The sequence below is a fragment of the Legionella hackeliae genome (assembly GCF_000953655.1).
Taxonomy (GTDB): domain Bacteria; phylum Pseudomonadota; class Gammaproteobacteria; order Legionellales; family Legionellaceae; genus Tatlockia; species Tatlockia hackeliae.
The window spans coordinates 1,344,299-1,365,898 of the sequence record NZ_LN681225.1 but is presented as its reverse complement, the minus strand read 5'-3'; the positions used below and the strand labels follow the sequence as shown (position 1 = coordinate 1,365,898).

The following is a 21,600-nucleotide window of genomic DNA, read 5'->3' as shown; positions in this document are numbered from 1 at the left end:
GCTCGTGAGGTTTGTAGTAGAGTTGTTGAGACAACTGATTCTTCAGAAGGCTATGAACAATGGATGCCTCGGACAAGCCGAGGCACGTAGAGAAAAAACTTTCGGCTCGCTACCTCCCGTGTTCGAAGACACTAGAGAGCAAACCTATCGCACTACGTCCCTCGTGTCCAAGGCACGTAGAGAAAACCTATCGGCTCGCTACCTCTCGTGTCCGAAGACACTAGAGAGCAAACCTATCGCACTACGCCCCTCGTGTCCAAGGCACGTAGAGAAAACTTATCGGCTCGCTCCTCTCGTGTCCGAAGACACTAAAGAGCAAACCTATCGCACTACGCCCCTCGTGTCCAAGGCACGTAGAGAAAACCTATCCGCTCGCTCCTCTCGTGTCCGAAGACACTAGAGAGCAAACCTATCGCACTACGCCCCTCGTGTCCAAGGCACGTAGAGAAAACCTATCCGCTCGCTACCTCTCGTGTCCGAAGACACTAGAGAGCAAACCTATCGCACTACGCCCCTCGTGTCCAAGGCACGTAGAGAAAACCTATCCGCTCGCTACCTCTCGTGTCCGAAGACACTAGAGAGCAAACCTATCGCACTACGCCCCTCGTGTCCAAGGCACGTAGAGAAAACCTATCCGCTCGCTACCTCTCGTGTCCGAAGACACTAGAGAGCAAACCTATCGCACTACGCCCCTCGTGTCCGAGGCACTAGAGAGCAACCTATACGCCCTACGCCCCCTCATGTCCGATGCACTAGAGAGCAATCTATACGCCCTTACGCCCCCTCATGTCCGATGCACTAGAGAGCAACCTATACGCCCTTACGCCCATCATGTCCGATGCACTAGAGAGCAACCTATACGCCTTATGCCCATCATGTCCGATGCACGAAGAGAACCCTGTCTCGCCCTACGTGCCTCGGCTTGTCCGAGGCATCCAGCATGTGGCCACTGTCTTGAGCAGAAATTACTCTCCTATTGGGAGTTTTACAGACTTATTTTTTACTATCACCTGACAACCAACCAGGCAGTCTGCTGAATCTCCCCTGATGCTGTGTCCCACCAGAAGAATTTTTTAGGTCTTCTTTTTTCAATTTCGTTTTTGCGTTATTTTTTGAAGCGGTTTTTGAGGTTTTTTTCATGATGTTGTCCTAGAGCAAAAAACACCTTTTAAGTGTAGAACAAAATTGAACAATTGTCTGAGAGTCGAGCGTGTTTCAAATTTTTAATGGATTTTGAAATTCCCATTACTACCGCAATCGAAATTTAATAGAATCTCTACAGCTAACCGCCCCATGGTTTCCTGGGGATGAAAATCCATTGACGCAGCAAAGCCTAAATCATTATCATACGAGGTCCATGCCTTCTCTTGTTTCAGCATGGGCTCAACCCGTTTAATAATGGCGTTCATTGCTATATCATCTATTGCTGTGAACTTTTGTTTTTGGCTTGACTGCATCTCTAATAATGTCTTATGAAGAGCATATTTTAGGACATACTCAGCATATCCCACTCCTTCGTTTAATCTATCCAGATGAATCAGTTGAGTTTTGTTATAGAGATGCGAAAACGCATAATCATCAGAGCTGAAGGAATCAATGATAGTATCTTGTTCGAGTTTATTAACATATTCGCATCTGAAAAAGAGAAAAATTGGCTTTTTAACGTCCGATTGCAAGCTAATTTTAAAAGCACCTTGAAAAATTGCGGGGTTATCCCACACCGCAACCAGTATCAAAGTTTCAATATTAATGGACCTAGTTTCCTTCATAATTAAATTATTCCTAAATACATTTTACCCTCCTGATAGGGCCATTATGGCTATTTTTCAGTCAAATTTTGAGTAAATTATACATACTATAACTATTAGTTACTCGACGAGGGAATATTATGCCTTCACTAAAAGCCCAACAACTAATTAAAAACATTGAGAATAAAAAAGATAGAATTAGCATGCTTAGTGATCCGTCGATGGGGGCTGCAAAAAATAAAATTACACAAGAAATCAATACTTATCTGGAAGAATTACGGGGCAAGCTAGATAAAGCTTCCTCAGATGGCACTGCTAATGAAGAAAAAGAAGAGCGAATAATGCGCTCCCTGTGGGTATTAGATAAAACACTAACGAGCTTAAATCTTCTAAATTCCTGTTTATCAACCATGTATAGTGCTAGTGAATTTTTCATGAGAGACAGTGCACTATATCCCCGTGAACTTAGTGGTAAAAAATCGGATGTGGATGTAATTGGTAAATTAGGAGTAAATGTTATAAATACCGCAAAACAGTTTAATAACTTACTTGAGGATGAATCCAGATCCTTACCTTCCAAGTTATGGATTATGCTAAAAGCCTATTCCAACGCCGTAATATCAGGAATAAAGGGAGTTGTTGAAGGCGTTAAAGAGGGCTTTGATGAGGGCAAAGGACTAATGGATACAGCAAGCAACATGTTTCAAAAATCCATTACTCGTGGTTGGGAAAAATTCTTCGAAGGTTGGGGAAATTCTTACGAAAAATACCTCAAAGAAGAGCCTCCCAAACAAAGCGCCCAACAAGACACTGGATTTAATCCAACCACTGATGTGGAGTTAGACGATCGTAGTCCTAATTTGAATCTATAACCCGTATTGCCTCAACGTAATACGGGTTTATCTATAATTACTTACGTCTATTAGGAAGTATCCAACCTTCTTCTTGTTGTTTTTCTTGTAGAAGATTATTTAAAAATTTTGTGGTATTTCTGATTTTTTCCTTTTCGTCGCCAAAATATTTTTGTGTCAGTTTTGCAATACCCGCTTTCAAATTGCTACCAGGATCAATTCCCAATTTTTCAATTTTTACATGTCGGAATAGAGAATGCGCTCCTACCCCTTTCGTTTGTGAGTAAGCCTCTTTTAAGGCGGTCAATACGAAAATATCAGTCTCCGCTTCTTCTTCTGGTGTCTGGGTGTCAGGAAAAGGAGGACTACCAACTTCCTTTAATCGTCCTGACAGGCGTTCTTGAAGACTATGAGCAACCCCTTTATTTGGACTGTCAGGGTCTTCATCAATTGACTTAACGATAACTGCCAATTCATCAATCAATGCTTTTAAAGTATGATTTTTCATGTTAACTCCTTTTAAAGACATACTTTTAAACTATAGAACAAGCGGTCAATTTTGACCGCTTGCCGAGCATTAATAGATAGACTATTTACATCTGGATAACTTTTTTCCCTAAGGGCTGGCTGTATATCCTTCCTTGACTTCGTTGTTGTTATTGCCTTTACGAGCAAAAAAGCCTCCTTGCGAAACCTTGGTCTCAACATTTTCGGTTTTGACATTATCATAGGACTCCAAAGCCGAATCCTTTTCTAAAGTATCCGGAGCATTCTCTTTGTCCAAACCTATTTTTTTCAGGAATGATATACCAAACTTATTTTTTCTAAGGATTTGCTCCAATGTTGTAGGGTCTTTTGCTGAGAGAGGATTAAATAAAAATTTATCAGAAAATTTAATATCAGGATTCAAAGTAACCAGGCTATCTAAAAACTGACATCCAAATACATCAGAAGCCAGTGAAAACAGAGGCGTGCTAGACAACATAGAAGGCGAAATGTCATGAGAAAATAATAAATAGGCCCCCATTATGTCTTGAGCTATTTGTGGATTTAAACTTAGTAATTTGTTTAATACTCGAATCCCCGCTGAGGATAGTGATAACAGATATAAAGGTGACAAGTAGACTTTTTTACCAGGAGCTGCCGGTTGAATATGAGTTAGAAATTGCCCGGTTAAATCTTTAGCTAAGGCGGGATTAGCACTAAATAACCGCTCTAAAGTCTCATGCCCCGCATCGCGACAAAGGAGAGAAAAAGGGGCTACGCCACTACTTCCATTTTCATAAACATTATAAAGCTCTTCACTTGTCACAGACATCGCTAATTCAGGACACATCTTTAGCAACCTGGGAAGACCTTTACCACCAGTTAAGCCCAAAAGAGGTGAGCACACTTTCTTTTTCGTTAAAGAATTTTTTAAAGATAAATTTTCTGGGGTAATTGCTTTAAATAATGCTGGATTCGCCCGAAATATTAGTTCCAGCAATTGATGGCCATCACCATCTACACAATTTGCAAGAAGAGCAAAGGGAGTTCTTGACACATCCTGCTCCGGCTTTTGAGGATTTCTTCGAAACAACATCTCAGCACTGATAGATTTAAGCAATTCCGGGTTTAACTCTAACAATTCACATAAAAACTTCCTACCTGGCTGGTTTTCTGATAAATAAACGAATGAGGTGATGCTAGTTGTTAGAGTTACCTCATCAGCATAAATACCAGGTTGAATCAATTTTAAGAATTTCGCAGGCATATTCTTAAATAACTCGGGATTTATTCTCAACAGAGTAGATAAAAGTTTAGCGCCCTCTGCTGACATAGCTAACCAGGAAAATACAGAACTATTTTTTAACTCAGGTGTGTTCTTTGGAATATTGAACAGTGCTTCTGCTGGTAACTTTTTACCAAGTTCAGGATTAAATTTAATCAATGCTGATAAAAACTGCCTTCCAGCAGCATAAAGTGCCAAATTATATAACGTGGATTTGTCAAAACCAGTTGGAATCATTAATAACATGCGTGGATCCATGTTATCCGCCAGTCTAGGATTTACATGAAGTAACTTATTCAGGAAACGGCAACCTTGGGAGTTATGCGAAAAATAGTACAAAAGAGTAAAATTGCTTGATAAGGATTGTGTAAGGAGCTCAGCAGTTAATCTGGAAGAAATAGTCTGAAGATACTGAATACACAGTTCAGTAAAGACATTAACATCCACATCAAAGTTCATCGCTAACTGCATAAATAAGCAAAGTCCTTTGGCGTTTGGCTCGTCAAATAAATAAGTTTGAGCATTTTTATGTGCGAAAAGCGCAAGTAAATTTGTCGGGCTTGGATTTTTAAGCAAACCGGCAATATATTTTCGCGTAGCTTCTTTCTTTGATGCTTTATTGTTAGGTTTGGATGCTTCTTGCTTGCTCTCAATTTTAGAAAATTTCTCAACTGATTTTGAGGATTGATTCCCCTCTTTCGAATCAGTTGATTGAGTAATTTTTTTCTCTGGAGTTAAGGTTTGTACAGTAGCTGGAGAGTTATCATCGTTCTCATAGCTTGCTTTCTTTTGCTCACTTTTTTGCGAATCACGAATACGCCGTTCAATCGAAGCCAGATCCATCTTCAAATGGAATTGCATGAGTTCTCTAGCTACATCAAATCGTTTTTCTGCCAAATGATGTTCAATCGCTTTTTCCCAAAGTTTGCTTTCTTCTTCGAGTGTGAGCTTTACAGTAGAAAACATGATTTGATTAAGAGGTAATACACCAAGCAAGAACTCTCCAAAACGAAGCGCACGCTTGTCGGTTTCATAGATACAAACTGCATTTTGTGACCGAGTGATGGAAACATATAACGCATTCAGAGCGTTGAGCTCCTGTAAAGTTACATCGAATGATTTCTGTGTTTGCCACTTTTGATAAAGCGACCAGAGATAAGGATTTTGTGTAATGGGCTTCCATAAAATAACAATGTTAAAATCAAGTCCTATAGCCTGAGACGAACTAAGAATATTATTTGTCCCTAAACTTTTAATAATACGCTCTCGCTCCCCTTGGGACAGCAATTCAGTAAGAACGACAGTACTTGCGGATTTACCATGCTGACTTAACTCCTCCAATACAGAATCATTAAGCCAGGTCACTACTCCTCCATCAGGTTGAGCAGATTGAATATGAGAGTAAAGACGACGATTCCCACTATCCAATTGATGTTTTTTATTCATCAAATGTTCTGCAACAGCAATAATTTTCGGGGGGCAGCGCCAGGTCCGTGACAAGGCATGTGCGTTATATGATCCATAATGTTTTTGTAACAACATTTTTATACAATTATGGATGAATGGTGAGCTTAAAAGACACTGCTCGGTATCAAGACAAATAGCAATTCGTTTATCTTTGGCATAGGTAATAAAATCCAGTAAAGCAACCGGTGGCAAATTTTGAGCTTCATCACAAAAAACGTTGTTAAAGCGGGGTGTCTTCAATGGATCTAATCTGGTCACCATTGGGTCGAATAATTTATTCGTTTCCAAATCGTTTTGCCATAATTGAAGAAAGCTGATTAATGCTTTCTTTTTAGAAGGGTTGTCCGAGTAATACGATTGTCGGCTGGCTAATTTTTGATAATCATCAACACCCAGAGCAGCAATTAAGCTAAGCTCATAATGTACTTCATGAGGTAACTCCGTCTTTAATTTTGATTTTTTCAAGAATTGAGAAAATTCGTCCTCACTGACCTGTTTTCGATCGGGGTATTGGGCTTGAAGTAATTGACTCCAGGTAGAAAATTGGACCGTAGGTCTTGTTTCAAGAGGGGATTGTTGATAATCATTTTTAAGCGTTTTAAGCAAACTTTCCGATTGAGATATAAATAAAGTGGTTCCTGCCTGAATTTCACTGTCATGATTACTGTCCATTGCACGAATCATTAAATTGTACAGGAGTACTGTTTTCCCTGCTCCGGGCACACCAGCTAATAATAAAGGGGTTTTTTGTTGAATCGCTTGCTGCTGAGCGTCATCTAATACTAGTGTCATCTGATTGTAACTAACACTAGGTAGCATAGTAATATTTTCTATTTTCTCTTTTGGGGCAGAGGAATTTTTATTGCTATTTTCCTCTAAGGGCTGCACCCCAATGACTGTTTCACCCTTCAATTGATGTTTAATTTTATTGTACTTATGGTCATCTAAAATATACAAAATCAGAAGTGTTTTTTCTCCCTGATAGGAAGTATAGGTATAAACCAAGCGTTGTTTTCTATCTGTTTTAGCGCGAAACACATCTTCATTTTGATAAGAGATACCCTTTAACTTCTTTACTTTTGGATAACCTAGTTCTTGCGCCATAATCTGGGCTATAGTACCGGAATGTTGTGTGATTATTTCTGAGTCGATGCGATTTTGATCATAAAGAATTTGGTATTTCAAGGGAGCTCACCTTATAAATTAGATATTCATGTTGCTCAACTAAAACGCACATTGTAACAATACAAGACACCCCCTCACAACATTTTGACTAAATTGTGATTTTATAGCGAGGTGATAAGATTTAGTTCTTCTTAACTACATTTCCACTGTATGATTTATTCTTCTCACTTCCGGAATTGTATTGTCCTCTCTATGATTCGCATGTTTACTCCAGAATATTGCTTTAGCAAGGCTTCTATAAGAGAAAATTTCGGCATCAGTGAAAAACACATTTTTACTGCGGTACCTGGATATAGAAGGCGCTTGACCGGAAGAATAGTTTTTCATTGCATCATTTTCCCCAAGAAGGTCCAACTTAATACCTTTCCTGGCTTCATTTTTGTGCACACCATATAAATATAATTTCACGTGACCAATTGAATCGGGAAATCTGAACCCTCTGTCCGGCTCCATAAATACTTCATCCATTTGCGGCGAGTCTAAACCGAGTGTTCTTGCGACACGAGGCAGATGGAAAGCACTTGAAACTATAGCCACATGTTCATGGTGATGATGTTCAAGATAATCACGAAACGATTGAGCTTGCGCTATTGTATTTTGACCTTGCGCCTTTTTTCTGGGGTTATAAAGCGCCGAAATAGTAAATAATCTTGCAGGATAATAAGGAAGCGGTTCTTTGCCGAGTTGTTTCTGTAATTCAGGATCTCTAAGTGCTCTCTTTAGATCTTCATTATGAATTGCTCTGCCATTATAAAAAATGGGAATGACATAATCCTTCTCAGTTAACTCTTCAGGATTTTTACCGGCCCGAAGAGCACAAACCTGAATCGCAAGCTCGATACCCAGTTTCATTCTATGAATGTCATCAACAAGATCGAACTCGTCTTCATTTCTTTTACTCATTTGCACAAGCTCAATATCCGCGATCCGGCTTAAAACAGTTGTTCTGGCAGCGAGTACATAAACTAAATCAATTTCGGGGATTGGGGTGGGATTTTGTGTGAGTGCACTTTTCTTCAAATCATCTGTAAAGATATTTTCTTCACTAAAAACCTCTTTGAATTCCATGCCAAAAAATAATTGAGTACTAGCGGTGTTTTTTTGGGACATACCACTTGGAGAATCAGGTCCAAACAATGATTGAAGGCTATTCGTAATCTGAGGCATAGGATGTTGTGAAAAAATAAAATTGCCAGGAATATAGCATTAAGCTATGCACAAACGTACCCCCGGTTGCCGCTTTGCGTCAACCAGGCTACTTAAGCTTATTGGCTACTTTACATTACCCTTGATACACGGATCGTTTTGCGCAAATTTATCGATTAAGAGACGTGTCGCAGAGGCAACAACATCTTCTCTTTTCACTGCTTTTTTATCATCACTCGTGTAATAAACTGCAACTACGATCGGAGCACATTTGGGAGGCCAAATTATTCCAATATCATTGGTAGTCCCATAAAAACTACCCGTGCCTGTTTTATCGCCAACAACCCAACCTTTTGGGACACCCGCCCTAATACGGAAATCACCTGTGGTGGTCGCTTTTAACCAGGATAAGAGTTGCTGCCGTTGAGGTTCAGCCAAGACGTTGGTAAATGCAAGCTTTTGTAAACTTTTTGCCATGGCTTTCGGAGTAGAACTATCTTTTAAATTGCCTTTTCCACCAGAGAGTGCTTCTTTGGGCCAATCATTATCTTGTCGAAATGAGGTGTCATTAATGGAACGAGCAAAGACATTCATTTGTTCCACTCCCCCCATCTTTTTAACAAGGAGATTCATTGCGGTATTATCACTATAGCTAATCGAAGCTGCACACAATTCAGCAACGGTCATCCCAGTGGCAAGATGTTTTTCTGTGATTGGATTCCAATTTGTTAAATCATTCTTTGTATAACTTATCTTTTGCGATAAGAGAGAGCTATCATTCATGCTTTGATTAAGAATAGTGGCAACTCCCATTACTTTTGAGGTACAACCCGTAGGAAAGCGTTCATTGGCACGATATTGCAAATGGGCATTATTTGCCGTATTAATCGCATAAACACCAATTCTCCCTCCGGAGGAAGCTTCAAGTTCCGCTAATTTTTTCTTAAGCGGTTCTGACTGAGCATTGACTTGCATTGTTAGAAAAGAACCTGCAACCACTATCAATGACAGCCATTTAACCCGGGAAATTTTCATAGTAATTCTCTTATCCTCTTGTAAATATGTATCAAACCTTTACCAATATAACTACTCATTGCGCAGCATTTTATCAGAGTTTATTGCCGATTTCCCCTTATATACCACAAAACCAATTAAGCAAACGATAAGCTAGCTTTGCTAAAATAGTATATGCAACATGTTTTTGAGGAAATGTTATGCCTAGTCAACCACGCCAAGATAAATGGTCTGAAATAAAAGCGCAATTTGATAAAAACGAACGATTGGAAACCGAAGCGGACCCCTCTCCTGTAGATACTGCAGCCGAAATTAAACGACACATTCTTAATAACCTAGGTCCTGTCGATACGGTGGAAGAAGTGGATGCTCAACGCAATAATCAAGGTCCCAAAGATACCAAAATTGAAACAGTAGAGCGTAATGAAGAGTTAGATCCTACCGCACCCAGACCAGGTGGCTAGCAACTCACTCAATGTTCGACAATTATCAAACAGGTTGGGATCATCTGACCCAACCAACATATCAATGACAAATTTAAAGTTCAAAGTATTATTTTAAACTTAAGACATTTTGTAAAGTAGCTTTATGGATAGCTTGCAGTAAAGTCTCTGTGGTACTGTGGCTTTTAAATCCTGATGCAAAAAAATAAAATCCAGTTCCGCGATTTATCATTAAACTATGATTTTTATTTTCAAGTATCTGACCCACACGCTGACCTATCATATCGTCCGATAATGACTTGAATTCTTCAAATAAACATTTCAGTTCATTCGCTTTAATTCTTGCCTTAACGTCCTTACTTGTTTCTAACTCACTTATATAATTCTCGAGGTCTGTAAGAGCGTCCATTAAATTTGGATGTCGAGGCATTGTTTCAGTTTCTGGTGAAAAAGAGCTCTCTCTATGAATAACCGCTTGTGGTAGATCGGCAAAAACATCATGCTCTACGTTATTGTCATAAGGTAGTTTATAAACCGTGATAAAACTAACCTCACCTTGTGCTTGAAGTGCCTGGTGAAGTAAATGCTTTGTTAAAAAATTGACGGCATTTTCACGACTATTAAATTTTACTAAACCGTAATTATTTTCATAATATTCAACCCCATTACCCACCATTCTAAGTGCTGTGGAGTGAAAGCCTGAAGTATTCACAAGAAAATTAAAATTGAGGGTGCTTTTTTCATCCAACTGCTTCAGGGCATCCCAAATTGCATTACGAATCTTTATCTCTTGTCTTACAGCGAAATACCAACCTACCCGTCTAAACAAAATGTCAGCAAAGCTCCAGTTATCTTTAAAGGTTGTATAGAGTTTTTTGTCAGAAGCTACCGATAAACTGTCCAATACGCCCATAGAAGCCAATCTTCCGTAACGATGACTATGTCCCCAGCAATATCCATTAAAATCAGACCCTTTAAATGGATCGTTTGATTGATCAAAAGGAATAAAATGAGTGGCATATTTTTTTGCTAGATTAGCATAATGCGTATGGGCATTTTGATGGTAATGCAGTTTTTGTTGGTTTGCCGTTTTTTTGATGTTTTTTAGGACAGTTTCAATTTCTGATATTGCATGATCCGCGTTATTTTTTGGTAGAGATTGAAGTATTGTTTCTATCCCTGTAACTACTTTTGTAAGCTGCAGCAGATCATATTCTTTTCGTAATTCAGAAATCGATTTTTCTACAGGAGCCTGTTTTAAATACGCAATAAAATTAGGATTATTAGCGTCTTTTTCCAACGCTTTTAATGACTTTTTCAATTGTACAGCAAAATCTTTATCGTTAAGCTTTTTGATTAATTTGTAACAGTCAGAGTAGTGCATAGCATCAGAATAAAAAAAAGATTTATATATCATAACAAACTAAAATTAATGAATGCTTAACTTAAAGTAGGTTCGGCAAGGAAGCCAACCTACGTCAATAATATTTTTCAGGTATTATTTCAATCATCTTCATGCCATAACTCCCCTGAACCAAATTGCTCTGTTGGTGCATCTTTAAATTTGGGCAAAGGATCATCAAAATTAACTATTCTATTCACATACCAGATATGTCTAACAGGTTTAAAGGATTCTGGTATTGAGCCTATAAAATAAAAATTATTTACATTAATACCTATACCTTCCTGCATATTAGGATCCAGTGAAATACCATAAATAAGACTGTGGCATGATTTACAAAGCAGGAGTTTTGCATGGTTTTTAATAATTGCATCAAGATTATCAATCCCTGCTATTATCTTGAAACTTGCTAGTAAATATCCTGCTGTCCACGAATAACCTTGCTTATCACTTTCACGTTTTGATTGCGACGCTACCTCACGGCATTTGTTGCAATGACAATATTGAGTAAAAAACGGAGCGCTATCACAATAAAATTTCACTGCCCCGCAATAGCATCCACCTGAATATTTAGACATATCTTTTCAATTGAACTCCATAAATATATCTAGCATAGCCTTAATCCTCATCCAGATTTAAAAAATACCGAGTTTATTTAAGTTCGCCAGTTCGTTTGAGAATATTTTTTTTTAACTAAGTCACACAGATCTCGAGTTGTTGTCGCAATTGTTGCTCCCGTGATGCTCATATAATCTTTAGTATACTTAGCCTGGTTGACGCGCTTGCGACAACCGGGTTTTCCTCTTGAAAACTAATCTCATCTAAATTACATTCCCCCCTACCAACCAAGAAAAAGGAAGACAGTTGGTCCAATATCGCGGGAATTTTATCCTGGAGGAACCTTTTTTTTCACAGTCACATTGAAAGATCGTAACTCATCTATTCTTATTGAGAATATTAACTGTTTAACAACTGCCTTTCGATCCGTACGAAACCAAATTCCATTTAAAACCATCGCCCTGGTCGTTCTACCCGATCATCTCCACACCCTATGGGAATTACCAAAGAATGACTCCAACTACTCTTTACGATGGCGATTGATTAAAACTTATTTTTCCAAGAGTCTGATAAACTCCGGAGTTCTTCTCTCAAAAAATAAACGTGGGGAATATTCATTGTGGCAAAGAAGATTTTGGGAGCATCGTATCCGTAATGAAGTCGATTTAACAACGCATATTAATTACATCCACTACAATCCCGTTAAACATAAGTTAGTTAACCTTGCGAGTGATTGGCAATATTCGAGTATTCATCGTTATATCCGACAAGGGATAATTTCGGAGAACTGGGGTGGGATAAGAGATTTGAGGGGAAATTTTGGGGAAGAATATTGAGTTGAAAACCCGGTTGCCGCAAGCGTCAACCAGGCTACCTCACTGTGGTATCAAGATGATCTATTTTCTATCAGAGTTCAACTCTAAGCGCATGTAATGAAGTTTATCGCTTATAATTTTTCCGTTTAGAAACTTTTTGTAAAATTCAAGAGCCTCCACATTATTAGAAAGCACAACCCCCTCAATTCGACCACAATTTTCTTGTATGGCTATTTCTTCTAGTCTCTTCATTAATAAGGCTGCTCCTCTTTTTCGACGGTATTGCTTCGCCACAAAGAGATCATTTAAATACATGTTTGCTTTTGAGTTTACAGTAAAATTTCGATAATCAATGGAAAAATTAGCAAATCCGGCTTTTTTTCCATCAATGATTAAGATTAAAAAAGTAGCCAAGGGCTTTTCTCCAAAAATAGTCGTTTTAAATTCGTGCTTAGAATATTTAAAACGATATAATACCCCTTGTTCTTTTAAATCCTCAGTTAAAGTTTCATAAATAAAATCAAAATCATCTTCAACCGCAAAGCGCACTTCTTTTTTCATATGGCCTCATTTTATGAAGTAAAAATTAAATACGGAAGCCCTCGGTTTTCTGTCATTGCTTCCATTACCTTTTTTAACAGTATGCGTAGCCTGGTTGGCGCTTGCGACAACCGGGTTTTCCTCTTGAAAACTAATCTCATCTAAATTACATTCCCTCCTATCAACCAAGAAAAAGGAATACCATTGGTCCAATATCGTCGGGAATTTTATCCTGGAGGAACCTTTTTTTTCACAGTCACATTGAAGGATCGTAACTCATCTATTCTTATTGAGCATATTAACTGTTTAACAACTGCCTTTCGATCCGTACGAAACCAAATTCCATTTAAAACCATCGCCCTGGTCGTTCTACCCGATCATCTCCACACCCTATGGGAATTACCAAAGAATGACTCCAACTACTCTTTACGATGGCGATTGATTAAAACTTATTTTTCCAAGAGTCTGATAAACTCCGGAGTTCTTCTCTCAAAAAATAAACGTGGGGAATATTCATTGTGGCAAAGAAGATTTTGGGAGCATCGTATCCGTAATGAAGTCGATTTAACAACGCATATTAATTACATCCACTACAATCCCGTGAAACATAAGTTAGTTAACCTTGCGAGTGATTGGCAATATTCGAGTATTCATCGTTATATCCGACAAGGGATAATTTCGGAGAACTGGGGTGGGATAAGAGATTTGAGGGGGAATTTTGGGGAAGAATATTGAGTTGAAAACCCGGTTGCCGCAAGCGTCAACCAGGCTACGTTGCTAGCAATGGTGTTTAAATTAATGAATCCGACCAAAAGCGATGGATAAAAATGAGAGGTTTTAAACTAATAACGCTTGTTGTTAATAACGTTAAATTTGAAGATGGAGTACAGGTTGTCAAACAATCAGACAGGAAGGCCGCTTAATGTCGTACACCACTTTTGACAATAACTCAAGCTGCGATTTGAGATCGAGAAAATCGTTTGTTCTTACTTTACATAATACCATCATGGCAGCCAAATCGAGCGTGCCCCAATGATCTCGCCAAGCCACGCAACGCTCCCCCTTCCCTTTATATATAGCAAAATCAACCGCTCACTTAGAATCAACACTAAACCAATTTGCAACCTTGTTAGTAGACCAAATATAAAATTGCTTCGATGATTTTGGCTGGTAGATAAACTTAGGTACAGGATAAAACGGTTCATCAGAGCAGTACTCATGAACAACATGCATAGGCAAAAGGTTTTGAGCAGCCCCTACACCCTCTCTCCATTGTATATCAATGACATCGCTATTTTTAACCTCTGGAGCGTTGATTAAATCCTCGTGTGTTTGCAGCTCTTTGATGAGGGTATTTTTGAAATCAAAATGCTGTTCAGTGATTGTTTTCCCATTCAGCTTATAACTGACTCCGTCTGTGTTCACTTTGTTGTACTGAGCAATCAAACGAGCGAATACCTTTCTGCCTTCTTCATTCTGTGGAATGCACGCAATCATTGCTGCCCACATGTGTTTATCCAGGGCCCACAGCGCATATTCAAAAGCGCTGATATTCTCAAATTCGCGCCCAGAACAATCCGTAACGACGCCTCTTTTAAAAAATAAACTCATGTCCTTCTCTAACATTGCTTTAACGGCATCATGTTCCCCGCGTGTCACATGATGCAATAATTTACGAACATCAATCACCGGTTTAAATAAAGCCAAATGATATTTTGATGTCTGAGCGAAGTTTACTAAATCACGGTTTGATAAATTTTGAGCGGTTTCAATTTTAAGTTCTTGTAGTAATTCATTAAACTTCTCGAATTTGGATTGCATACTTTCAACTTAATTCCATTTACTTGGGATAATTTAAAAAATGAATTATACGGGAATTAATTGAAAAAATTAGAGCCATTTGACTTAAAATTAAACATTTAAAGATGGTGCTCAGAAATATTCTTACATTAATGCGGGGTCACACTTCTTCAAGCCAACTTTGTTCAGTTTCTCTTGCAGCTTGATTCAATTCTCTCTCTTGCTCAAATACCTCTAAATCGTCTTCTGTTATCAATCTTACCATCGTAACTTCCTGTTTAACTATATTGCCCTATCAAACTTCGACACATATTCGACACGCAAATAGAGTTCTCTTTTATTTTTCTATAACCCATTGATTTACAATGCCGTTGCGCGGAATCGAACCGCGGACCTATTGATTACGAATCAAGTGCTCTACCGACTGAGCTACAACGGCGATAGTTTATTATTATACCCAGAGATGGTTGGGGCGCAAGATTCTCAAGAAGCTTGCGCTGGCTTTTGGGTTAAGACAACGCCTAGTGTCCAATCGCTGTTTTGATTGGCAGCCATTAGGTTGATTTCTTGTTGGGGTTGTAAGCCGTAACCGTCTACTATTAGCGCGTAGTAATACGCTGGGAATAAGCAGTAGCCGTAGAGGTAGTCGTTGTTGGGATATTGGTTAACAAGGATTTGCCAATCTTGGTGGCATACTTGTGTGTTGGCTTGTTCCAGTAAATCCTGGCTGCTAAATTGATTTTCAAGTTGGAATGGCTTGCTGCGAGTGAGTTCAGCGAGACCTCCAATGACGAACCAGTTATTTACAGGATTTGCTGTCATCACAGGTTGGACCACATGATTAACTCGGTGTACGGAATTCATTAAAGAAGCGACATCACTCTCGCAGGAGTAAGCATCGCCTGATGCGGGCTGCCCTGTTGGAAGTTCATAGTTGTTGGCGAAACAGACTGATTCGTCGAGAAACTGGTGTGTCACTTCAGTTTGACCCAGGCCTAAAAAACTATGAACAAAAATAGTCAGATGACGACCGTAAAGGTCAATTTGCTGCAAGTCTTGTGAATTAATCCCGTCTGTTTTTTCCACAGGGAAAATAATTTGTACCGAAGCTCCCCCCATATCCATTACGCCGGATAAGTCTTGATCAGTCGCTTCCAACGATCCGCGTTGATAATTTACCGCTAACCAACCAAAAATACCCTCTTCCGTGCCGGTAATGGTTTTAGCATTTTTTAGTTGCCAGCTTGATTGGTTTGCAAACCATTGTTGCAACAAACCATACAGTTGTTGTTGCTTTGGTTTTGGCAGTAAACGCATACCTGCTGTCGAATAGAAATAGATGGGTAAATTGTTTTCCGGCGCACCAGACAATAATGTCGTCAAATAAGCATCGATGGTTGGACTATTAGGCTCGATAGTTGCGAAACCGGGTTTAATCCGCTTAGACCACACTTCGTTAATATTGATTGGGCTTTGAGTACTGTCTAAATCATAAGAATAAATATGCACACGAGAACCCGTGCTACCAGCATCAACAACAGCCACACATTGATGTTGTTGGCAATTATACTCTGCAGCGAAAACGTTAGCAGTGAAACAAATGGCAAACAACGAAACCCACAGAGCAACTATTCGCATGCAACTCAACTTAACAGTAAAAGTGGGCCTCATGGTACATTATGTATATTTTATTGTCAATGAGAATTGAATGAGAACAATTTTTACCCACTCTTAATGGGTTTATAACAAAATGGTTCAACCCTGTCTTTTTTTACGAACAACTGTACAGTGACCATGCCACACTCCGCCGTATTAAATACGTTAATCTTTTGCCGCTCAAAGGTTTTCAGGGTTTGCCCATGGGGAAAATGGTAACGATTGTCAAAACCTGCTGAAATAATCGCAAACTTTGGTGCAATTTGCTGGATAAATTGTAACGATGACGATGTTTTACTGCCATGATGAGGTACCACAACAACGGTTGAGGCAAGTTGTTCTTTGTAGGCTTTTACCAAAAAATCCTCCGCCAGGCGCTCAATATCTCCAGTGAGTAAAATGCGACCTTTCTTATTTTTAACTTGTAATACACAAGAATTATTATTCTTATTTTTAAACCGCTTATTAATTGCTAAAAACTTAAAGGAAACCCCATCCCATTGCCAAGAAGGATAATGGTGGCAATTTTTTCCGCGATGATAAAAAGAAACCTCATTCACTAAAAGTTCATCAACAAGATAAGTGGACTCAAGAGACTCCAAGCCACCACGATGATCGAGATCAGGATGACTAATTATTACCTTGTCAATCCTTTTAACGCCAAGCGTTTTAAGAAAGGGAATGATTGCCAATTTGGCCATATCCCCACCCTGATAAAACTTAATCCCCGTATCATAAACCAGCCTGTGATTTGCGGTTTGTACCAGGACTGCCAATCCCTGTCCCACATCAAGAATATTGATTTCGGCATCCCCTTTTTTCACTTTGGAAAAACCGGGCCAAAGCGCTGTTATACTCAAGACAATCATGGCAGGAAATAATGCCCTTAATGGTAGAAATAACCCCAACATCATCACAAGCATTAACGCTAAAGGGGATAAAATATCGTTAAAAGAAAAACTTAAATTAACTTGCGAAAACGAATCCACCCATCGCAGAAAATAAAGTAATCCTTCAATCGCCCAATGTACAGGCAGGAGTATCCAGGAGTTATCCCAACACTGTACCAAAAATAAACTAATAAGCGCCAAAGGCACAATAATAAACCCAACCATTGGTATTGCTAACAAATTGGCAAAAAATCCATTAATTGCCCCATAGGAAAACCAAAATAAGGTCAAAGGCATCAAACCAAAAAGACAGATAAGTTGTAAGCCAATGCTTTTTTTTAAACCTGACATTGTTAAGCGCTGACTTCCTAGAAGTAAACTCGCGACTGCTAAGAAAGATAAATAGAATCCGGGCAATAAAACATCATGGGGCTCAAATAACAACACTCCCAATAAACCATAACGCCAGGCTTGCCAGGTGGTAAAACGATAATTTAAAAAATTTTTAACCAGCAGAAAAAAACAAGCAATTAAGGAGCGTTGTGCAGGAGCCGCAAATCCTGCCAAAAGCGCATAAACCAGGGCCATTAACAAACCCAGAATGCTTGCAGGCTGTGCTGCAGGATAATAAAGGCATAACCGGCTACTTCGAGTCCAAAGCCAACGCATTAGTGCAAAACTTAATCCAGCTACTAACCCAATATGCGCCCCTGAAATCACCATCAAATGCGTGGTTCCTGTTCGTCGAAAAAGATCCCATTGCTTTTTGTCGATATGGCTTGTTAAGCCCAGCGTTAATGCTTCAACAATACCCAAACTGTCTTCATTGGGTAATAATTTAACCACGCTTGAAGCAAGTTGTTCGCGGATACTTAACAGAGTTTGTGAATGAAGACGATTAAGAAGTTTGGCGCGATGCGGTTTAATATAGCCAGTCCACTCCAAATGACGTGCATTTAACCAACTCACATAATCAAAACTTCCTGGATTTCCCAAGTTTACTGGTTTTTTTAATTTTGCTTCAAAATCCCAAAAGTCTCCGACATTGAAGGATGGACAATGATTATAACAAGCGAGTAATACGGTGGATTGCGCTGCGTTTCCATTAAAACGGCTAACTCTAAATTGAAATTGGGATTTGAAATCCGTTGTGTTAGGAATGGATACAATCTCTCCTTCCAACCTAGCTTTTGGAATAACACGAGTGTTGTTTGGCATAGCCAAATCCGCTATCCACCATTGATGAACAGTAGCCCACAATAGAGCGGCAAGAAACCAAATAAGAAATGACCAACGTGGGGAGAGAATACAGGCAAAAATTACCAATAAAAGGGCATATACTGACTTTGAATAAAAGTAAGCCGTCCCTGCAAAAAAACAGAGAATTTCCATATTTCCATTGGACTTGCAAAAAGGGCTTACTGTATAGGAATCCATTCCCACCTACAAGTCCATTTAACTAGGCGTAGCAGCCTTATGTATGTTTTGCAACAAAGTCTCGGTAGTGCTGTGGCTTTTGAAACCTGACTTGAAGAAATAAAAACCTGTCCCACGATTAACCATAAGACTATGATCTTTATTCTGCAGAATAGCCCCCACCCTCTCCTGTATTGCACCAGCAGAAATCAGCTCGTTCAATTCTTTTGCTAAGAAATCCAACTCATTCGCTTTGATTTTTGCCTTAATATCAGAGGATTTCTTTAAAGAAGTGGCATAATTTTCTAAAGCATCAATCGCTTCACTAACATTGGGCTGCACAGGTGGTTTTTCGTCCTCTGCTTTACTCACTACAGGCACTGGAATTCTAGACTTGTCTAAATCAGAAACAATCTGATGGCCGTGATTATTGGTATAAGGCAGCTTATAAGTCTCAATAACACTGATTTCTTCCTTGGCAGTGGTAGAAATATGCGTCAAGTGGGCAGTAATAAAACTTACTGCTTTTTCACGATTCTGGAATCTTACCAAACCGTAGTTATGATCATAAAACTCAACACCTTCGTTAACCATTCTTATAGCCATAGAGTGACTGTTTGTCCCCATAGTAATAGTCATATCAAGAATTGCTTTATCATCAAGAGCTTTTAACGATTTCCAAATAGCATTTCGTACTTTTACCTCTTCATCGACTGAATAGCGACCTACACGTCTGAAGAAGATATCCGCCAAAGAGTGGCTGGATTGAGCGAAGGTATGGATTCTTTTATTAGATGCGGTAGTTAAACTGTCTAACTCTGTTCGAGATGCTAAGTCAGCATAGTGTTGGCTGTGCCCCCAACCATAATCCACAGGGGTGGGACCTTTGAAAGGATCACTTAGATGATTAAACGGAAGATAATGTGTTGCATACTTCTGTGCAAGATCAGAATAATGGGTGTAATTTACTAACTCTTCATAGTTCTTAGTTCGCTGTTTGATTGCTTCTTTGATGTGAAGCAAAACAGTTTTAATTTCATGCTCATTCTCAGCAAAATACGTGTCCAGTATAGTTCTAATTCCTTTTTTAACCGCTTGAAGCCTAGCAAGGTCATACTCTCTGCGGAGTACTAAAAGGCTTTTTGTCGATTTATCGTCTTTTACGAACTCTGTAAATGTGGGCGAGTTAGCTAATTTTTCTACCGTCTCCAGTTCTCTTTGAAGCTTTTCTGCGAAAACTTTGTCTTTAAGTTTTTTAACTAATTCAAAACAATCTGAGTAATGCATAATTTCACCAACTTGTTAAAAGTTGAACATTATGCCACTTTCATTTACTTTTGGAAATATTTTTTTCAAAAAAGACAATTTTTAACCTTTAGCAAAAAACCTTAATCACTGAAAAATTTAGTTAAAAACTAGCAATATCAAACAGATTCCAATAGGATAAGTTAATCTGCGGTGAAAAGGATATCTCCATGCTCATTTCAGCTTTAAACGAAAGTAACAGCGATACTCGTGTCGCAATTACCCCCAATGCCGTCAAACATTATGTAAAAATGGGTTTTGATGTCACCATCGAATCCAATGCTGGACTTGCCTCTGGTTTTAGTGATGCAGCTTATCAGGAAGCAGGTGCTACAGTGGTAAATGACAGAAAAACCCTCCTGAGCACTGCCAATATTGTAGTTTGTGTCAACGAACCTAAACCTCAGGAATTAACTGGCATCGAAGCAAACACACTGGTTATAGGACATGTGGATAATGAGCCTGCTGGCAATTTACTACCCTGGGGCTGTAAAGAAAAAGTCAGCATTTTTTCAATGAATTTCATTCCTCGGATAAGTCGTGCTCAAAGCATGGACAGTTTATCGTCTCAAGCAAACCTGGCTGGTTATCGTGCAGTACTTGAAGCCGTGTCTCATTTTAAACGCGCGATTCCAATGATGATGACTGCTGCAGGAATGATTCATCCAGCAAAAATATTAATTCTTGGCGCGGGTGTGGCAGGCTTGCAAGCCATAGCCACGGCAAAACGCCTGGGCGCTGTGGTTTATGCCTTTGATGTGCGTCGGGCAGCCAAAGAACAAGTGGAAAGTTTAGGCGCTGAGTTTATTGAGGTCAGTGCTGAGCATGATGCTGAAACCAGCGGTGGCTATGCCGGTGAAACGAGTGAGGAATATAAACGCTTACAGGCTGAGCTTATTGATCAATACGCCAGACAAAGTGACATCACTGTCTCAACCGCATTAATCCCTGGGAGACCAGCCCCTGTATTACTGACCAAAAACACCGTTGAACAAATGAAACCTGGATCAGTAATTGTTGATTTAGCAACAGCCCGTGGTGGCAATTGCGAATTAAGTGAAAAAGATAAAATTACTAAGCATGGTGAGGTGACTATTGTTGGTTATAGCAATATGGCAGGACTTGTCCCGGCAACAGCCAGCGAGCTTTATGCAAATAATGTAGTCAATTTAATTCGTCTAATTGTCCCCTCTGCTACAGAGCTTTCTTTTAATGCAGAAGATGAGATTATTAAACAAGCCATGCTTTGTCACGACGGCCGTCACATGCCCTTTAAGGAAACACAATATGCCTGATACTAATACTCTAGGTAATCCCTATATTGCCATTTTAACGATTTTTGTTCTGGCCTGTTTTGTTGGCTATTATGTGGTTTGGAAAGTAACTCCAGCCCTACATACACCGCTCATGTCAGTGACGAATGCCATTTCCAGTATTATCATTTTGGGTGCATTGATTGCTGCTGGAGCACAATTTACAGGAACGATTACCTTTTTGGGAGGGTTAGGAATTTTTATAACCGCCATTAATATTTTTGGTGGGTTCGTTGTTACCCAACGCATGTTACGCATGTATAAGAAATAGTGTTGATGA

18 protein-coding genes, 1 tRNA gene and 2 pseudogenes are annotated in these 21,600 nt (G+C 39.2%); 7 read left to right on the top strand and 14 right to left on the bottom strand.

The annotated features are described in order from the left end of the window. Nucleotides 1-993 precede the first annotated feature (993 nt). Entirely contained in the window at nucleotides 994-1,140 is a 147-nt protein-coding gene (locus tag LHA_RS16900; RefSeq protein ID WP_156413538.1) for a hypothetical protein, read from the bottom strand. A gap of 83 nt (nucleotides 1,141-1,223) precedes the next feature. Further along, nucleotides 1,224-1,769, bottom strand: a complete 546-nt coding sequence (locus LHA_RS06175) for a hypothetical protein (protein ID WP_045105770.1) — start codon at nucleotides 1,767-1,769, stop codon at nucleotides 1,224-1,226. Nucleotides 1,770-1,888: 119 nt separating this feature from the next. On the opposite strand from LHA_RS06175, the gene LHA_RS06170 reads away from it, so the two are divergent. After that, the gene (locus tag LHA_RS06170; RefSeq protein WP_045105769.1) at nucleotides 1,889-2,620 is read left to right on the top strand and encodes a hypothetical protein; all 732 of its coding nucleotides are present in this window, start codon (nucleotides 1,889-1,891) and stop codon (nucleotides 2,618-2,620) included. Between the two features lie 37 nt (nucleotides 2,621-2,657). Here LHA_RS06170 and LHA_RS06165 read toward each other — a convergent pair whose 3' ends face one another. From LHA_RS06165 to bla, 4 genes are all read right to left on the bottom strand, one after another. Further along, a complete protein-coding gene (locus tag LHA_RS06165) occupies nucleotides 2,658-3,107 on the bottom strand; it encodes a hypothetical protein (RefSeq protein WP_045105768.1) in 450 nt (149 codons plus the stop codon). Nucleotides 3,108-3,215: 108 nt separating this feature from the next. Beyond that, nucleotides 3,216-7,022, bottom strand: a complete 3,807-nt coding sequence (locus LHA_RS06160) for a DNA/RNA helicase domain-containing protein (RefSeq protein ID WP_045105767.1) — start codon at nucleotides 7,020-7,022, stop codon at nucleotides 3,216-3,218. A gap of 135 nt (nucleotides 7,023-7,157) precedes the next feature. Further along, on the bottom strand, nucleotides 7,158-8,189 hold the full coding sequence (locus LHA_RS06155; protein ID WP_045105766.1) for a YdcF family protein: 1,032 nt from the start codon (nucleotides 8,187-8,189) through the stop codon (nucleotides 7,158-7,160). Nucleotides 8,190-8,294: 105 nt separating this feature from the next. After that, a complete protein-coding gene (bla, locus tag LHA_RS06150) occupies nucleotides 8,295-9,203 on the bottom strand; it encodes a class A beta-lactamase (RefSeq protein ID WP_045105765.1) in 909 nt (302 codons plus the stop codon). Between the two features lie 179 nt (nucleotides 9,204-9,382). On the opposite strand from bla, the gene LHA_RS06145 reads away from it, so the two are divergent. Beyond that, on the top strand, nucleotides 9,383-9,646 hold the full coding sequence (locus tag LHA_RS06145; protein ID WP_045105764.1) for a hypothetical protein: 264 nt from the start codon (nucleotides 9,383-9,385) through the stop codon (nucleotides 9,644-9,646). An 88-nt stretch (nucleotides 9,647-9,734) separates the two neighbouring features. Here LHA_RS06145 and LHA_RS06140 read toward each other — a convergent pair whose 3' ends face one another. Further along, entirely contained in the window at nucleotides 9,735-11,042 is a 1,308-nt protein-coding gene (locus LHA_RS06140; protein WP_045105763.1) for a hypothetical protein, read from the bottom strand. Nucleotides 11,043-11,128: 86 nt separating this feature from the next. Further along, nucleotides 11,129-11,605 (bottom strand): GFA family protein, encoded by a 477-nt coding sequence (locus LHA_RS06135; RefSeq protein WP_045105762.1) that lies wholly within the window; start codon nucleotides 11,603-11,605, stop codon nucleotides 11,129-11,131. A gap of 342 nt (nucleotides 11,606-11,947) precedes the next feature. Between LHA_RS06135 and LHA_RS16510 the strand changes: the two genes are divergently transcribed. Beyond that, the gene (locus LHA_RS16510; protein ID WP_197541150.1) at nucleotides 11,948-12,421 is read left to right on the top strand and encodes an REP-associated tyrosine transposase; all 474 of its coding nucleotides are present in this window, start codon (nucleotides 11,948-11,950) and stop codon (nucleotides 12,419-12,421) included. 60 nt (nucleotides 12,422-12,481) lie between these two features. Here LHA_RS16510 and LHA_RS06130 read toward each other — a convergent pair whose 3' ends face one another. Continuing rightward, on the bottom strand, nucleotides 12,482-12,961 hold the full coding sequence (locus LHA_RS06130) for a GNAT family N-acetyltransferase (protein WP_045105761.1): 480 nt from the start codon (nucleotides 12,959-12,961) through the stop codon (nucleotides 12,482-12,484). A gap of 183 nt (nucleotides 12,962-13,144) precedes the next feature. Between LHA_RS06130 and LHA_RS06125 the strand changes: the two genes are divergently transcribed. Both LHA_RS06125 and LHA_RS17290 read left to right on the top strand, forming a co-directional pair. Further along, on the top strand, nucleotides 13,145-13,675 hold the full coding sequence (locus tag LHA_RS06125) for an REP-associated tyrosine transposase (RefSeq protein ID WP_045105760.1): 531 nt from the start codon (nucleotides 13,145-13,147) through the stop codon (nucleotides 13,673-13,675). A gap of 27 nt (nucleotides 13,676-13,702) precedes the next feature. Then, nucleotides 13,703-13,863, top strand: a pseudogene (locus LHA_RS17290) (IS256 family transposase); the annotation flags it as partial. On the opposite strand, the pseudogene LHA_RS06120 reads toward LHA_RS17290, so the two are convergent. From LHA_RS06120 to LHA_RS06100, 5 genes and pseudogenes are all read right to left on the bottom strand, one after another. Next, nucleotides 13,835-14,761: pseudogene (locus LHA_RS06120) on the bottom strand (F-box protein). The pseudogenes LHA_RS17290 and LHA_RS06120 overlap by 29 nt on opposite strands. Nucleotides 14,762-15,106: 345 nt before the next feature. Continuing rightward, nucleotides 15,107-15,179, bottom strand: a tRNA-Thr gene (locus tag LHA_RS06115). A 44-nt stretch (nucleotides 15,180-15,223) separates the two neighbouring features. Continuing rightward, nucleotides 15,224-16,378: an acetate and sugar kinases/Hsc70/actin family protein gene (locus tag LHA_RS06110; RefSeq protein ID WP_045105759.1), complete on the bottom strand. Its 1,155-nt coding sequence runs from the start codon at nucleotides 16,376-16,378 to the stop codon at nucleotides 15,224-15,226. Nucleotides 16,379-16,461: 83 nt separating this feature from the next. Next, a complete protein-coding gene (locus tag LHA_RS06105; protein ID WP_045105758.1) occupies nucleotides 16,462-18,678 on the bottom strand; it encodes a DNA internalization-related competence protein ComEC/Rec2 in 2,217 nt (738 codons plus the stop codon). A 63-nt stretch (nucleotides 18,679-18,741) separates the two neighbouring features. Beyond that, nucleotides 18,742-19,989 (bottom strand): YopT-type cysteine protease domain-containing protein, encoded by a 1,248-nt coding sequence (locus tag LHA_RS06100; RefSeq protein ID WP_045105757.1) that lies wholly within the window; start codon nucleotides 19,987-19,989, stop codon nucleotides 18,742-18,744. A gap of 188 nt (nucleotides 19,990-20,177) precedes the next feature. Between LHA_RS06100 and LHA_RS06095 the strand changes: the two genes are divergently transcribed. Further along, a complete protein-coding gene (locus tag LHA_RS06095; protein ID WP_045105756.1) occupies nucleotides 20,178-21,302 on the top strand; it encodes a Re/Si-specific NAD(P)(+) transhydrogenase subunit alpha in 1,125 nt (374 codons plus the stop codon). After that, nucleotides 21,295-21,591, top strand: coding sequence for a proton-translocating transhydrogenase family protein (locus LHA_RS06090; RefSeq protein ID WP_045105755.1), 297 nt, complete (start codon nucleotides 21,295-21,297; stop codon nucleotides 21,589-21,591). The genes LHA_RS06095 and LHA_RS06090 overlap by 8 nt, the downstream gene beginning before the upstream one ends. Nucleotides 21,592-21,600 lie beyond the last annotated feature (9 nt).

Excerpts from the sequence above, each read along its gene's own strand:
- LHA_RS06110 (WP_045105759.1), bottom strand. The coding sequence starts at position 16,378 with ATGCGAATAGTTGCTCTGTGGGTTTCGTTGTTTGCCATTTGTTTCACT.
- LHA_RS06175 (WP_045105770.1), bottom strand. The coding sequence starts at position 1,769 with ATGAAGGAAACTAGGTCCATTAATATTGAAACTTTGATACTGGTTGCG.
- LHA_RS06140 (WP_045105763.1), bottom strand. The coding sequence starts at position 11,042 with ATGATATATAAATCTTTTTTTTATTCTGATGCTATGCACTACTCTGAC.
- LHA_RS06165 (WP_045105768.1), bottom strand. The coding sequence starts at position 3,107 with ATGAAAAATCATACTTTAAAAGCATTGATTGATGAATTGGCAGTTATC.
- LHA_RS06135 (WP_045105762.1), bottom strand. The coding sequence starts at position 11,605 with ATGTCTAAATATTCAGGTGGATGCTATTGCGGGGCAGTGAAATTTTAT.
- LHA_RS06095 (WP_045105756.1), top strand. The coding sequence starts at position 20,178 with ATGCTCATTTCAGCTTTAAACGAAAGTAACAGCGATACTCGTGTCGCA.
- LHA_RS06170 (WP_045105769.1), top strand. The coding sequence starts at position 1,889 with ATGCCTTCACTAAAAGCCCAACAACTAATTAAAAACATTGAGAATAAA.
- LHA_RS06130 (WP_045105761.1), bottom strand. The coding sequence starts at position 12,961 with ATGAAAAAAGAAGTGCGCTTTGCGGTTGAAGATGATTTTGATTTTATT.
- LHA_RS06105 (WP_045105758.1), bottom strand. The coding sequence starts at position 18,678 with ATGGAAATTCTCTGTTTTTTTGCAGGGACGGCTTACTTTTATTCAAAG.
- LHA_RS06145 (WP_045105764.1), top strand. The coding sequence starts at position 9,383 with ATGCCTAGTCAACCACGCCAAGATAAATGGTCTGAAATAAAAGCGCAA.
- LHA_RS06155 (WP_045105766.1), bottom strand. The coding sequence starts at position 8,189 with ATGCCTCAGATTACGAATAGCCTTCAATCATTGTTTGGACCTGATTCT.
- LHA_RS16900 (WP_156413538.1), bottom strand. The coding sequence starts at position 1,140 with ATGAAAAAAACCTCAAAAACCGCTTCAAAAAATAACGCAAAAACGAAA.
- LHA_RS06090 (WP_045105755.1), top strand. The coding sequence starts at position 21,295 with ATGCCTGATACTAATACTCTAGGTAATCCCTATATTGCCATTTTAACG.
- bla (WP_045105765.1), bottom strand. The coding sequence starts at position 9,203 with ATGAAAATTTCCCGGGTTAAATGGCTGTCATTGATAGTGGTTGCAGGT.
- LHA_RS06100 (WP_045105757.1), bottom strand. The coding sequence starts at position 19,989 with ATGCATTACTCAGATTGTTTTGAATTAGTTAAAAAACTTAAAGACAAA.